Source organism: Pseudomonas cucumis (genome assembly GCF_030687935.1).
Classification (GTDB): Bacteria; Pseudomonadota; Gammaproteobacteria; order Pseudomonadales; family Pseudomonadaceae; genus Aquipseudomonas; species Aquipseudomonas cucumis.
Genome location: NZ_CP117454.1, coordinates 2,321,923 through 2,335,270, shown reverse-complemented (window position 1 = coordinate 2,335,270; position 13,348 = coordinate 2,321,923). Strand labels below are relative to the sequence as shown.

The window sequence follows — 13,348 nt, the reverse complement described above, 5'->3', positions numbered from 1 at the left end:
TTTTGTTGTGGTGAATCTTTAGTTGTCAGGTTCTTGCAGTTTTCCTCGCAGCCTGGTCTGGTGCGTTTATTTATGGCTGAGGTTTTAATAAATGCGTATGAATGAATTGTGCTAAGGCTAATTGCTTTTCGATCCATATAAGAAATTGCAAATATTTGACGCCTGAAAAATGGCAAACCACAAGTAAGAAAAATAGAAATGAAAGTTACATACTTCGAGTAAAGCCAGTGAAACAGCCGCCGCCAGCCAATTTAACTCGCTTCGGCATGCCTCGGTAACGCCACAGAAATCAATGCCGCGAAAATAACAAATGCGCTGGATATCCATAAACACACACCCAGCCCGAAATCCTGATAAACCCAGCCCGAGAGCACGGTACCGATCAGCCGTCCCATGGCGTTGGACATGTAGTAAAAACCCACGTCCAGCGACACGCCGTCTTCCTTGGCATAGGACACGATCAGGTAGCTGTGCAGCGAGGAGTTCACCGCGAACAGCGCACCAAAGACCATCAAGCCGCCTAACAGCACCACTTGTTGCGACAACCCCGTGTTCAGGCCCAGAGCGATTGCCGCGGGCAGGCCCGCCAAAGCAAGCGCCCACAAAAAGGCAGCGCGACCATCAGGAACATGCCCTCGTTTCTTGCCGGTGATTCGCGGGGCGAACGATTGCACGATGCCGTAGCCGATCACCCAGGCGGCGAGGAATCCACCGACCTTCCAGAAGTCCCAGCCAAAGACGCTGCTCAAGTACACCGGCAACGCCACGACAAACCAGACATCGCGGGCGCCGAACAGAAACATTCGGGCCGCTGACAGAATGTTGATGGCCCGGCTCTTGGACAGAATGTCGCGAAACCTGGGCTTGGCTTTCGCCTTGCCCAGATCCTTTTTCAACAGGATCAAGCTGCTGACCCAAATCAGCGCCAGCACACCCGCCATGGCCAGCAATGCCCCTTTGAACCCGATCAGGGCGAGCAATGCCCCGCCGAGAAAGAAACCGACACCCTTGAGTGCGTTCTTCGAACCGGTGAGGATGGCTATCCATTGGTAAAGCTTGCCCTGCTGTCCATCGGGCACCAGAAGCTTGATCGAGCTTTTGGCGCTCATCTTGTTCAGGTCTTTGGCAATCCCCGACAACGCCTGCGCGCCCATCACCCAAGGAATCGTCAGCCAGGCCACTGGCACTGTCAGCATCAACAGCGCCGCAACCTGCATTCCCAGCCCGATGTTCATGGTCCGGTTCAGGCCCAATCGGGCGCCGAGGTAGCCACCCACCAGGTTAGTGATCACACCAAAGAGTTCGTAGAACAGAAACAACGCCGCGATTTGCAGCGGGCTGTAGCCCAACGCGTGAAAGTGCAGCACCACCAACATGCGCAAAGCACCGTCGGTGAGGGTGAAGGCCCAGTAATTGCCCGTCACGAGCAGGTACTGCCGCACTTGAGGCGCGAGGGCTGACAACGCTTTCATCACCGCTCCTTAAACGGCCAGGCCGACCATTCTGGCCAGTTCGACGGTGCGATTCGCGTAACCCCATTCATTGTCGTACCAGGCATAGAGTTTGACCTGGGTGCCATTGATGACCATGGTCGACAGTGCATCGATGATCGATGAGCGCGGGTCGGTGCGGTAGTCGATGGACACCAGCGGACGCTCCTCGAAACCGAGGATGTCTTTCAGTTCGTTCTCGGACGCGTGCTTGAGGAACTGATTCACTTCTTCGACAGTGGTGACGCGCTCCACCTCAAAGACACAGTCGGTCAGCGAAGCGTTGGCCAACGGTACGCGCACGGCGTGGCCATTGAGACGCCCGCGCAGTTCCGGGAAGATTTCGGCAATGGCGGTGGCCGAGCCGGTGCTGGTCGGGATCAAACTCATGCCCGAAGCTCGCGCTCGGCGCAGATCCTTGTGCGGCTGATCGAGGATGCTTTGAGTGTTGGTCAGGTCGTGGATGGTGGTGATCGAACCGTGGCGAATGCCCAGTTTCTCGTGGATCACCTTCACCACCGGCGCCAGACAGTTGGTGGTGCACGACGCAGCAGTGACGATGCGATGTTCCGTCGGGTTGAACAGCTGATGGTTGACGCCCATGACGATGTTCAGCGCGCCCTGCTCCTTCACCGGAGCGCTGACCACCACACGTTTCACGCCTTGGTCGAGGTAAGCCTGAAGCACCGCGACGGTCTTCATTTTGCCGCTGGCTTCAATCACCAGATCGCAGCCCGACCAATCGGTGTCGGCAATCGCCTTGTTGGCGGTCACTTTGATTCGTTTGCCGTCGATGACGATGCTGTCACCTTCGGAGTCGGCCTGGTCATTCCAACGGCCATGCACCGAGTCGAAGTTCAGCAGATGCGCATGGGTTGCCGCGTCGCCCGCCGGATCGTTGATCTGCACGAACTCAAATTCTGGCCAGCGCCAGGCTGCGCGCAGAGCGAGACGACCGATGCGGCCAAAACCATTGATGCCCACTTTGATAGTCATGTTTCCCCCTTCAAATGGAGCGCTGATTGACACGTTTCATGAGTTCTTGCGCCGATTCCTTGCGCTCGGAATAACGATTGACCAGATAGTCCTGACGGTCGCGCAGCAGCAAGGTGAATTTCACCAACTCTTCCATCACATCCACGACACGGTCGTAGAACGGCGAAGGTTTCATCCGGCCGTTATCGTCGAATTCCATATAAGCCTTCGGTACGGAGGATTGGTTGGGAATGGTGAACATGCGCATCCAGCGCCCCAGCACCCGCAGCTGATTAACTACATTGAATGACTGCGAGCCACCGCACACTTGCATCACGGCGAGGGTCTTGCCCTGGGTCGGGCGTACGGCGCCCATCGCGAGCGGCACCCAGTCGATCTGCGCCTTGAAGACCGCGCTCATCGAACCGTGACGTTCTGGTGAACACCAGACCTGCCCTTCCGACCACAACATCAATTCGCGCAGTTCCTGCACCCGCGGGTGATCGTCGCCAGCATCATCAGGCAGCGGCAAACCAGACGGATTGAAAACCCGCGTCTCGGCGCCGAAGTGCTGTAGCAACCGGGCGGCCTCCTCGACCAGCAAGCGACTGAAGGAGCGTTCACGGGTCGATCCGTACAACAGCAAAATGCGCGGCTTGTGGCTGGAGGTTTGTTCGATGCCGAGCTTGTCGGTCGACGGGAGATCAACCAGTTCGGTATCGAGTTGGGGCATGTGGTCATCGTGCATGGTCATTGTCCTGCGCAATAGTGCTCTGGAGTCCTCGAACCGGACAGCAGGCAGCTGCCCGTTCGGGACGGTCACCCATTTCTTCAAGGCGTTTGGCATCCGGGCTCAACCAGTGCCCGTTGGATTCGAGCACCACGGTCAGCACCTGATGCACCCAGCCCGGCAGATCCGGGTGCAGTCGGTAATAAACCCATTGGCCCTGCCGACGGTCCGAGAGCAATCCGCATGTGCGCAATTGCGCCAGGTGCCTGGAGACTTTGGGCTGGCTCTCATTCAACGCACAGGTCAGCTCGCAGACGCACAGCTCTCCCTCACGGGCGATGAGCAGCATCATGCGGGCCCGGTTGTCGTCAGCCAGGCATTTGAAAACAGTGGTCGGCGTCAGTTGGTCAGCCATTGGGTTTCTCAGCGTTTGGTGTTCACGCGGTCGGATGAATACCGGCATATGCGTTTTTTCGAATATACGTTTTACCGCATGTATGGGTCAACGGCGAATGTGTCGACCCTGTATGTGAATGATATTTATTTACTTACAAAAGATAATCGTTATCATTAGCGCAATAATTAAAAAAGGAGCTCATGGTGGCTTTACCGCGCATTTACCCCGCCTCTCTCTCATTGCTGGGGCTTTTTGCAGTACCTGATTTACAAGCAGAAACCCAATCGGCATTGGCGCTGCCTGCAACCGCCGTGACCAGTGATTACAGCGAGCAGAGCTACAAGCCGACCGACAGCCGCAGCGCACTGAAGATCGATGCCCCGCTGCGCGATATCCCGCAAACGGTGAACGTGATCCCCCAGAGCGTGATCAAGGATCAGGGCGCGCAATCGATGGAAGACGTGCTGAAAAACGTTCCCGGCATCGGCCTTTCCAATGGCGATGGTCAGCGCGACCAGGTCACCATTCGCGGCTTCAGTGCCATCGGCGACATGTACGTCGACGGCGTTCGTGACGATGCGTTGTACTTCCGCGATCTGTCCAACGTCGAGCGCGTGGAAGTGATCAAGGGGCCGGCAGCGGTGCTCTATGGCCGCGGCTCATCCGGTGGCCTGATCAACAGCATCAGCAAGAAACCCAACTTCACCCCCAAGCAGGAAGTAGGTGTCAGCTTCGACAGCGAGGGTAAAAAGCGCACGCAGTTCGACGCCGGCTGGGCCGATCAGCAGCAAAACGACAAGGCATTCCGGGTGACCGGTGCGCTGGAGAACAGCGACACCTTCCGCGATGATGGCTATATCGATCGCAAGGCCATTGCCCCTTCGGCCTACTTCAAACTCTCCGACGATCTTGAGCTGAACCTGGGGGCGACGTACCTCTACGACAAACGCTTGATCGACTTCGGCATTCCCGCGCGGGGCGATCGCCCGGTCGATGTCGATCGGGACAAGCGTTTCGGTTCCGCCGATCCGGATGACGATTACACCCGCAGCGAAGTGTTCTCGTTCACGGCTGGCGTCGACTACCGCATCAACGACGACTTCACCCTGAGCAACACCAGCCGCTACTACCACTACGATCTGGATCGCAACAACACACTCGCCGACTCCAGCCCGACCCGTTTCGTCACCGCGCCCAACGGCGAGCTGTTGGTAAAGCTCAATCGCGGCAATGTGCAGCGCAAGGAAGACGGCTGGTTCAACCAGACCGAACTGAAGCAACAGGCCACGCTCGCGGGGATGAACCACAACCTGCTCTATGGCGTGGAACTGGGACGCCAGGTCAAGGATCAATCCGTCTTCAGCCAATCCAACGTAGCGCGGGTCCCGGTGTACCGCGATGGCCTGGTCAACGTGCCGTTCCAGGCCAACCGACAAACCGCCAAGGGCACCAATACCCAGGACACGGCCGGTTTCTACGCCCAGGATCTGATTGAACTGACCCCTCAATGGAAAGCACTGCTGGGTGTGCGCTATGACGTGTTCGACCAGGAATATTCGGATGACCTGACCCGCGCCACCATGTCCCGAACCGACAACACCTGGAGCCCACGCGCAGGCCTGGTCTACCAGCCTGATCAGGTTCAGTCCTACTACCTTTCGGTGAGTCGTTCTTATCAACCCTCCTCCGAAGTCTTCGCCCTGAGCACTACCAACCAGGACCTTGAGCCGGAGCAAACCACCAACTTCGAGATCGGTGGCAAGTGGGACCTGCTCGACAATCGCCTGGCGTTGACGGCGGCGCTGTTCCGTCTGGAACGCACCAACATGAAAACGACCGATCCGGCGAACCCGACCAAACTGGTTCTGTCGGGCGAGCAGCGCACCGACGGTCTTGAGTTGACCGCCAGCGGGCAGTTGAGTGACAAGTGGCAGGTCTATGCCGGCTATGCCTATCTGGACGCCGAGATCACCAAGTCCAACAGCCGGACCAACGGCGTCGCCAACGAAGGCCAGACACCAACCCTGACCCCGCGCCACAGTGCCAACCTGTGGCTGGTGCGCTCGCTGACCAACACCTGGCGCGTGGGCATGGGGGCGAACTATGTCGATGACCGTTACACCGCCCTGGACAACCAGGTGGTCATGCCCGCTTACACCACCGTGGACGCGGCGTTGCTCTACAACTTGCCGAAATGGGACATGGCGCTACGCTTGCGCAACGTCTTCGACAAGGACTATTACGCCTCGGCCCATGGCTCGGTGGACCTGATCACCCCTGGTGCGCCACGGACTCTGGAGCTGAGTACCAACTACCGGTTCTGAGTGAAAACCTGAAATCAAACGCCCTGCATTCCGGGGCGTTTGTTTGCAGTGCGCAACATCGTGACAATGATTCAAAGCTCATTTAATCTTCAGCGCGCGATGACTGATTGAGAATCTCTCGCGTTGTCAGACAACAACAATATTTCGAGGAAAACCCATGCGCAAACTTCTGTTGCTCACCCTTCTGGCCGCTTCTCCCCTGGCTTTCGCCGGTACTGAATGCACCAAGGCCGACAAAGCCCAATGGCAAGACCAGGCCAAGTTTCAGGAAGATCTCAAGGCCAAGGGCTATAACATCAAGAAGTTCAAGGTCACTGCCGGCAATTGCTACGAAATCTACGGCTGGGACAAAGACAAGCGTAAAGTCGAGATCTACTTTGATCCGGTGTCCGGCAAGGTCGTGAAAGAAGAGATCGAATAAGACAAAGATGAAAGCTGAAACCCTGCGCCTCTGGGACCCTCTCGTACGCGTTTGTCATTGGTCCCTGGCGGTTGTCTTCATCAGCGACTACTTCCTCAATGAGGAAGGCGACGGCTGGCATCGCTGGCTCGGCTATTACGCCGTGGCTGTCGTACTGGTGCGTGTGGTGTGGGGGTTCATCGGCCCGCCATCGGCGCGTTGGTCAGACTTCTGGCCGACCCCGACGCGTGTCGCTCAGCATGGCCGGGCGCTGTTTTCCGGCCAGGGCTATCACCGAATGGGACACTCGCCTATCGGAGCATTGGTGATGGTCCTCATGCTGCTGTTGATGACCGGCCTGGGTATCAGCGGTTTTCTGATGGAAGAAGTGGACTATTTCTGGGGCGAGGACTGGCTACGTGATGTCCATGAGTTTATGGCCGATGCACTGCTCACATTGGTTTGCGTGCATCTCCTCGCAGCGCTGGTGGAGAGCGTACGCTTGCGTGAAAACCTGCCGCTGTCGATGATCACGGGCCACCGTCGTAAGCGCTAGCTCTCAAAGCTTCCTTGATACCGCACATTGCCCTCCCCCTCGCGGGAAAGGGCGAGTGCCAACCCTATGTGTGATGAATTTCCCGATCCTTGGTTTCCGGCAGGAAGAACGTGCCAAGAATGGCCGTCATCACGGCGATGACGATGGGGTACCACAGCCCGTAGTAGATATCCCCCGTGGCCGCGACCATGGCGAACGCCACCGTGGGCAGAAAGCCGCCGAACCAGCCATTGCCGATGTGGTACGGCAGCGACATCGAGGTGTAGCGGATGCGCGCCGGGAAGAGTTCCACCAGCCAGGCGGCGATCGGGCCGTAGACCATGGTGACGTAGATCACCAGGATGGTCAGGAGCAGCAACACCATCGGGTAATTGGTCTTGGCCGGGTCGGCCTTCTCGGGGTAACCGGCGTCCTTGAGGGCGGTGCCGAGGGTAGCGACGAAGGCATCGTTGCGGGCCTTGAAGTCAGCGGCCGGCATGCCGGTGCCCTCGAAGCTCTGAATCACTTTCTCGCCGATGCGGACTTGTGCGATGGCACCCGGTTCGGCCTTCACGTTCTCATAGGGTATGGCCTTCTTCGCCAGCACAGTCTTGGCAAGGTCGCAGGAACTGGTGAATTTGGCCTTGCCCACCGGGTCGAACTGGAACGAGCACTTACTCGAAGCAGCGATCACCGTGACCGGGTTCTTCTCCTGCGCGGCGAATACGTCGGGGTTACCGTATTGGGTCAAGGCATGGAAGATCGGGAAGTAGGTCAGCGCCGCAAGGATGCAGCCCGCCATGATGATGCCCTTGCGGCCGATGCGGTCGGACAGGCTGCCGAATATGATGAAAAACGGCGTACCGATCAGCAGCGAGCCGGCAATCAGATAGTTGGCAGTCTGCGGGTCGATCTTCAGCGTCTGCAGCAGGAAAAACAGCGCATAGAACTGTCCGGTGTACCAGACCACCGCCTGGCCGGCAGTGCCGCCGAGCAGGGCCATGATCACTATCTTGAGGTTTTCCCAGCGGGCGAAGGACTCGGTCAGCGGCGCCTTGGAGGACTTGCCTTCTTCCTTCATCTTCAAGAACACCGGTGACTCGCTGAGTTGCAAGCGGATGTACACCGAGATGATCAGTAGCAGGATCGACAGCAGGAACGGAATCCGCCAGCCCCAGGCCTCGAAGGCCTCATTGCCGAGAATGGTGCGGCAGGCGAGGATCACCAGCAGCGAAAGAAACAGGCCGAGGGTCGCGGTGGTCTGGATCCACGAGGTGAAGTAGCCGCGTTTGCCTTTCGGCGCATGTTCGGCCACATAGGTCGCCGCGCCACCGTACTCACCGCCCAGGGCCAGGCCTTGCAACAGGCGCAGGGTGATCAGGATGATCGGTGCCGCCACGCCGATGGTCGCATAGCCGGGCAGAAAGCCCACTATGGCGGTGGAGATACCCATGATGACAATGGTGATGAGGAACGTGTGCTTGCGCCCGATCATGTCGCCCAGTCGACCGAACACGATCGCGCCGAAGGGGCGTACGGCGAAGCCCGCGGCGAACGCGAGCAGCGCGAAGATGAAGGACGTTGTCTCATTGACGCCGGCGAAAAAATGCTTCGCTATGATCGCGGCGAGGGAGCCGTAAAGGTAGAAGTCGTACCACTCGAACACCGTGCCCAGGGACGAGGCGAAAATGACCTTGCGCTCCTCCCTGGTGATCCCGTGGTGGGGCGCGCTGCCCGTGGATGTGTTGTCGATTGCGGCCATGAGTGTTCTCCGTCTTGCTCTTGTTATAGGGCGGAGTACCTCGTTACCTTTTTACCGTACCCAGGCCCCAGGGCTGATGTCATCGGATCAAGGACTGCGCGAAGCATGGAAACAGGCTGGCGGCCTCGCATCGCTGCGAAGTTCCTTGAAGCATAATCGGCTTCGCGCAGATATCCACTCAGGGCATCCCGCTCGAATCCGGGCCGATGCGCTGTCAAATGACTATTCAGACCGGTGAGATCCCACGCGAAGCGTCTGGGTAGCGCCCCGCTGATACCTGTTCTTCGGGGCGGCCATCGTCTGGAACTTCGCAGCGAAAGAATTTCGTATACCCTATCGCCATCTCACTCCAAACGACCGCCGCCGTGAACCTACCCAAACTCAACGCCCCCGACCTTGGCAATACGCCTTCGACTTCGGAAATCATCACCCGTCATCTGCGCGACGCCATCGTCGCCGGGCATTTCGCCGAAGACGAACCGATTCGCCAGGACGACATTGCCCGCCAGTTCAACGTCAGCAAGATTCCGGTGCGCGAGGCCCTCAAGCGGCTGGAGGCTGAAGGGCTGGTGATGTTCCAGCGCAATCGCGGGGCGATGGTCACGCGGGTGTCCGATGCCGAGCTGGCGCAGATGTTCGAAGTGCGCATGTTGCTGGAGGACAAGATACTGCGCCTGGCCATTCCCAACATGACCGAAGAAACCTTCGCTCGGGCCGAGCGCATCTGTCAGGAGTTCATCGGCGAGGACGACGTGGGCCGCTGGGCCGAGCTGAATTGGGAGCTGCACGCTTGCCTTTACGAGCCGGCGCAACGGCCGTTCCTGGTCAGCCTGATTCGCTCGGTCAACGACAAGCTGGAGCGCTACCTGCGCATGCAAATGAGCCTGTCGGCCGGCAAGGAACGGGCTGATCACGAGCACCGTGAGATCCTCGCGGCCTGTCGTGCCGGGGATGTAGAGCTGGCGGTGAAGCTGTTGGACGAACACATTGCCGGGGTCTGCAAAACCCTGTTCGAGCACCTGCCTCACGCCCACTAAGCGCTGTGCCGATTTCGTCATCGGCACAGGATAAATCCATCAAGCCGGCACCCCGCCGCACAGGCCACTCTTGCGTTCACTCATCTGAACGGACGTGGCCCTCCCATGAAACGCATCACCGTGATCGACTCCCACACTGGCGGCGAACCGACCCGTCTGGTGACCGCCGGCTTTCCTGACCTGGGCACCGGCAGCATGGCCGAGCGTCGCAAGCTGCTCGCCGAACATCACGATCAATGGCGCGCCGCTTGTGTGCTGGAACCCCGTGGCAGCGACGTGCTGGTGGGTGCCCTGCTCTGCGAACCTGTGGACCCGAGCGCCTGTGCCGGGGTGATTTTCTTCAACAACACCGGCTACCTGGGCATGTGCGGCCACGGCACCATCGGGCTGGTGGCGTCGTTGGCGCATCTGGGCAAGATCGGCCCCGGCGTGCACCGCATCGAAACACCGGTGGGGACGGTGCAGGCGACCCTGCACGAAGACCATACGGTGAGCGTGCGCAATGTGCCGGCCTACCGTTACCGCAAGGCGCTGGTATTGCAGGTACCGGGCATCGGCCAGGTGGTCGGCGATATCGCCTGGGGCGGCAACTGGTTTTTCCTGATCGCCGAGCATGGCCTGCGGGTGGCCGGCGACAACCTCGACGCGCTGACCGCTTATACCTACGCCGTGCAGCAGGCGCTGGAGGCCCAGGGCATTCGTGGCGAAGACGGCGGGCTGATCGACCATATCGAACTGTTCGCCGATGACGCTCACGCCGACAGCCGCAACTTCGTGCTCTGCCCCGGCAAGGCCTATGACCGCTCCCCCTGCGGCACCGGCACCAGTGCCAAACTGGCGTGCCTGGCCGCCGACGACAAGTTGCAACCGGGGCAGATCTGGCGTCAGGCCAGTGTCATCGGCAGCGAGTTCGAAGGCTCGTACGAATGGCAGGGCGAACGCATCGTGCCAACCATTCGCGGCCGTGCCTTTATCAGCGCCGAAGCCAGTTTGATCATCGAACAGGATGACCCGTTTGCCTGGGGCATTCGTCCATGAGCGAGGGCCTGGTGGCCGATGTGATCGTGATCGGCGCCGGCATCATCGGCGCCGCCTGCGCCCAGGCGCTGGCCCGTCGTGGCTTGCAGGTGCTGGTGCTGGACGCCGGCCTGCACGGTGCGACGGCGGCAGGCATGGGCCACCTGCTGGTGCTCGATGACAACCCGGCCGAATTGGCCCTGAGCCAATATTCCCTGCAACGCTGGCGCGAACTGGCGCCGGACCTGCCCGACGGCTGCGCTTACCGCAACAACGGCACACTGTGGCTGGCAGCCAACGCCGAGGAAATGGCGGTCGCCCACAGCAAATACCTGAGCCTGAAAGCCCAGGGCGTAGCGTGTGAGCTGGTCAGTGCCGGCGCCTTGCGCCAGCGTGAACCGGAACTGCGCGAGGATCTGGAAGGCGGCTTGCTGATCAATGGCGACGGCATTCTGTATGCGCCGGCGACGGCCCGCTGGATGCTCGACACTCCGAACATCCGTCAGCACCGGGCGCGGGTCAGCGCGGTCGATGGCAATCGCGTCTGCCTTGACGACGGTCAGTGGTTGCGGGCCGAAGCGGTGGTGTTGGCCAACGGCATTCAGGCCAACGAACTGTGCCCAGAGTTGCCCATCGAGCCGAAAAAAGGCCATCTGCTGATTACCGACCGCTACCCCGGCACCGTCACCCACACCCTGGTGGAACTGGGTTACGTCACCAGCGCCCACAACGCCACCGGGCCATCGACCGCCTGCAATATTCAGCCGCGCCCCACCGGGCAATTGTTCATCGGTGCCTCGCGGCAATTCGGCACCACCAACCCGCAAGTCGAAGGCTGGATGCTGGCAAAAATGCTCAAGCGCGCCGCCGAATACATGCCGGGGCTGGCCCGACTCAACGGCATCCGCGCCTGGACCGGCTTTCGCGCCGCCAGCCCCGACGGCCTGCCGCTGGTTGGCCAGCACCCACAGCAGCAGGGTTTGTGGCTGGCGGTCGGGCACGAAGGGTTGGGCGTCACCACGGCCCCCGGCACGGCCGACTTGCTGGTGGCGCAGCTGTTCAACGAAACCCCGCCACTGGCCGCGCAACCCTATCTGCCCCAGCGTTTCCTCGGAGAACCCGCCTATGCCTGAATTACTGCTGGACGGCCGCACCTTGAAGGTGGCCGAAGGTACCAGCGTCGCCGCGGCCTTGGCGTTGGGCAGTGACGGCTGCGCGCGCACGTCGGTCAGTGGTCAGCGCCGCGCACCGCTGTGCGGCATGGGCATCTGCCAGGAATGTCGGGTGACCATCGACGGCCGGCGACGCCTGGCCTGCCAGACCCTGTGCCGAGACGGCATGCAGGTGCAGACATGCCCATGAACGAATACGCCGATCTGCTGATTATCGGTGCCGGCCCCGCCGGCATGGCCGCTGCTCTTGCCGCCGCCCCCAGTGGCGCACGCATCGTCATGCTCGACGACAATCCGCTGCCGGGCGGGCAAATCTGGCGTGACGGCCCTCAAGCCAACGTACCCGATCAGGCCCGTCGTCTACGTGAGCGTTTGCAGACTTGCAGCAACATCCGCCGTCACGCCGGCACTCGGGTGATCGCCAGTCCCGGTCCGAAACAGCTGTTGGTCGAAAATGACGATGCCGGTTGGCTGATCAGTTATCACCGATTGATTCTGTGCACCGGCGCCCGCGAGTTGCTGCTGCCCTTCCCCGGCTGGACGTTGCCCGGCGTGACCGGCGCTGGTGGCTTGCAGGCGCTGATCAAGGCGGGCCTGCCGGTGCAGGGTGAGCGCGTGGTAATTGCTGGCAGCGGCCCGTTGTTACTGGCGAGTGCCGCCACGGCGAAAAAACACGGCGCGCAGATCCAGCGCATCGCCGAGCAAGCGTCGCGCACCGCCGTCGTCGGTTTCGCCGCGCAACTGCCCCGCTGGCCTGGCAAATGGCTGCAATCGTTCAGCCTGTTCGACCGCCATTACCGCACCGCGACGCATGTGCTGGCCGCCCTTGGCACTGATCGGCTGGAAGGTGTGCGCCTGCAACAGCAGGGCAAAATCGTCGAACTGGAATGTGATCGGCTGGCCTGTGGTTTCGGCTTGATCCCGAACATTCAATTGGGCCAGGCACTGGGTTACGCCATCGAGGGTCAGGCGTTGGCCGTGGATGCCTGGCAGGCCAGTCGCGTCGATCATTTTGCGGCGGGAGAATGCACCGGGTTTGGTGGCAGTGAATTGGCCTTGGTCGAAGGTGCCATTGCGGGCCACGCGGCGGTCGGTGACCTTGAAGCGGCACGCCAGTTGTGGCCACGTCGGGCGCGCTGGCAGGGTTTTGCCAAGGCACTGAATCAGGCCTTCGCCCTCGACCCGCAACTCAAATCCCTGGCCGGTCCCGACACCCTGGTCTGCCGCTGCGAAGACGTGCCCTACGGCGCATTGACCGGGCACACCGACTGGCGCGAAGCCAAGCTGGCCAGTCGCTGCGGCATGGGTGCCTGTCAGGGCCGGGTGTGTGGCGGCGCGGTGCAGCACCTGTTTGGCTGGCAACCTTCAGCGCCCCGCCCACCCTTCAGCCCGGCACGCATCGAGACCTTGATGTGCCTGGACGACACCCCGCCGGCCTGAAACCCCCTCGGGGGTTTCAGTCACGCTGCCGAGCCTCTATGATCCCGGGGTCGCCCTCAGACCCCAGCG

General features: G+C 60.5%; 13 protein-coding genes. 8 read left to right on the top strand and 5 right to left on the bottom strand.

The features are described 5' to 3' along the window. Positions 1 to 251 precede the first annotated feature (251 nt). The 4 genes from arsJ to PSH97_RS10685 are packed head-to-tail and all read right to left on the bottom strand — an operon-like array spanning position 252 to position 3,610. Positions 252 to 1,472, bottom strand: coding sequence for an organoarsenical effux MFS transporter ArsJ (arsJ, locus tag PSH97_RS10700; RefSeq protein ID WP_305449137.1), 1,221 nt, complete (start codon positions 1,470 to 1,472; stop codon positions 252 to 254). 9 nt (positions 1,473 to 1,481) lie between these two features. Continuing rightward, positions 1,482 to 2,486 (bottom strand): ArsJ-associated glyceraldehyde-3-phosphate dehydrogenase, encoded by a 1,005-nt coding sequence (locus PSH97_RS10695; protein WP_305449136.1) that lies wholly within the window; start codon positions 2,484 to 2,486, stop codon positions 1,482 to 1,484. Positions 2,487 to 2,496: 10 nt separating this feature from the next. Beyond that, positions 2,497 to 3,213, bottom strand: coding sequence for an arsenical resistance protein ArsH (gene arsH, locus PSH97_RS10690; protein ID WP_305449135.1), 717 nt, complete (start codon positions 3,211 to 3,213; stop codon positions 2,497 to 2,499). Beyond that, entirely contained in the window at positions 3,203 to 3,610 is a 408-nt protein-coding gene (locus tag PSH97_RS10685) for a metalloregulator ArsR/SmtB family transcription factor (RefSeq protein WP_305449134.1), read from the bottom strand. Before PSH97_RS10685 ends, arsH begins: the two co-directional genes overlap by 11 nt. A 182-nt stretch (positions 3,611 to 3,792) precedes the next feature. On the opposite strand from PSH97_RS10685, the gene PSH97_RS10680 reads away from it, so the two are divergent. The 3 genes from PSH97_RS10680 to PSH97_RS10670 all read left to right on the top strand — a co-directional run bounded on the left by PSH97_RS10680 (position 3,793) and on the right by PSH97_RS10670 (position 6,872). Then, positions 3,793 to 5,916 (top strand): TonB-dependent receptor, encoded by a 2,124-nt coding sequence (locus PSH97_RS10680; RefSeq protein ID WP_305449133.1) that lies wholly within the window; start codon positions 3,793 to 3,795, stop codon positions 5,914 to 5,916. Positions 5,917 to 6,073: 157 nt separating this feature from the next. Further along, entirely contained in the window at positions 6,074 to 6,337 is a 264-nt protein-coding gene (locus tag PSH97_RS10675) for a PepSY domain-containing protein (protein WP_305449132.1), read from the top strand. Between the two features lie 7 nt (positions 6,338 to 6,344). Continuing rightward, positions 6,345 to 6,872 carry a cytochrome b/b6 domain-containing protein gene (locus PSH97_RS10670; protein ID WP_305449131.1) on the top strand — a complete coding sequence of 176 codons (528 nt, stop codon included), beginning with the start codon at positions 6,345 to 6,347 and terminating at the stop codon, positions 6,870 to 6,872. Positions 6,873 to 6,936: 64 nt separating this feature from the next. Here PSH97_RS10670 and PSH97_RS10665 read toward each other — a convergent pair whose 3' ends face one another. After that, positions 6,937 to 8,613 carry an MFS transporter gene (locus PSH97_RS10665; protein ID WP_305449130.1) on the bottom strand — a complete coding sequence of 559 codons (1,677 nt, stop codon included), beginning with the start codon at positions 8,611 to 8,613 and terminating at the stop codon, positions 6,937 to 6,939. A gap of 365 nt (positions 8,614 to 8,978) precedes the next feature. On the opposite strand from PSH97_RS10665, the gene PSH97_RS10660 reads away from it, so the two are divergent. The 5 genes from PSH97_RS10660 to PSH97_RS10640 all read left to right on the top strand — a co-directional run bounded on the left by PSH97_RS10660 (position 8,979) and on the right by PSH97_RS10640 (position 13,279). Continuing rightward, complete coding sequence (locus PSH97_RS10660) at positions 8,979 to 9,650, top strand: GntR family transcriptional regulator (RefSeq protein WP_007935506.1); 672 nt, start codon at positions 8,979 to 8,981, stop codon at positions 9,648 to 9,650. A gap of 105 nt (positions 9,651 to 9,755) precedes the next feature. Next, positions 9,756 to 10,688 carry a 4-hydroxyproline epimerase gene (locus PSH97_RS10655; protein ID WP_305449129.1) on the top strand — a complete coding sequence of 311 codons (933 nt, stop codon included), beginning with the start codon at positions 9,756 to 9,758 and terminating at the stop codon, positions 10,686 to 10,688. After that, on the top strand, positions 10,685 to 11,800 hold the full coding sequence (locus PSH97_RS10650; protein ID WP_305449128.1) for an NAD(P)/FAD-dependent oxidoreductase: 1,116 nt from the start codon (positions 10,685 to 10,687) through the stop codon (positions 11,798 to 11,800). Before PSH97_RS10655 ends, PSH97_RS10650 begins: the two co-directional genes overlap by 4 nt. Continuing rightward, entirely contained in the window at positions 11,793 to 12,029 is a 237-nt protein-coding gene (locus PSH97_RS10645) for a (2Fe-2S)-binding protein (RefSeq protein WP_305449127.1), read from the top strand. The genes PSH97_RS10650 and PSH97_RS10645 overlap by 8 nt, the downstream gene beginning before the upstream one ends. Further along, entirely contained in the window at positions 12,026 to 13,279 is a 1,254-nt protein-coding gene (locus tag PSH97_RS10640) for an NAD(P)/FAD-dependent oxidoreductase (protein WP_305449776.1), read from the top strand. The genes PSH97_RS10645 and PSH97_RS10640 overlap by 4 nt, the downstream gene beginning before the upstream one ends. Positions 13,280 to 13,348: the final 69 nt, after the last annotated feature.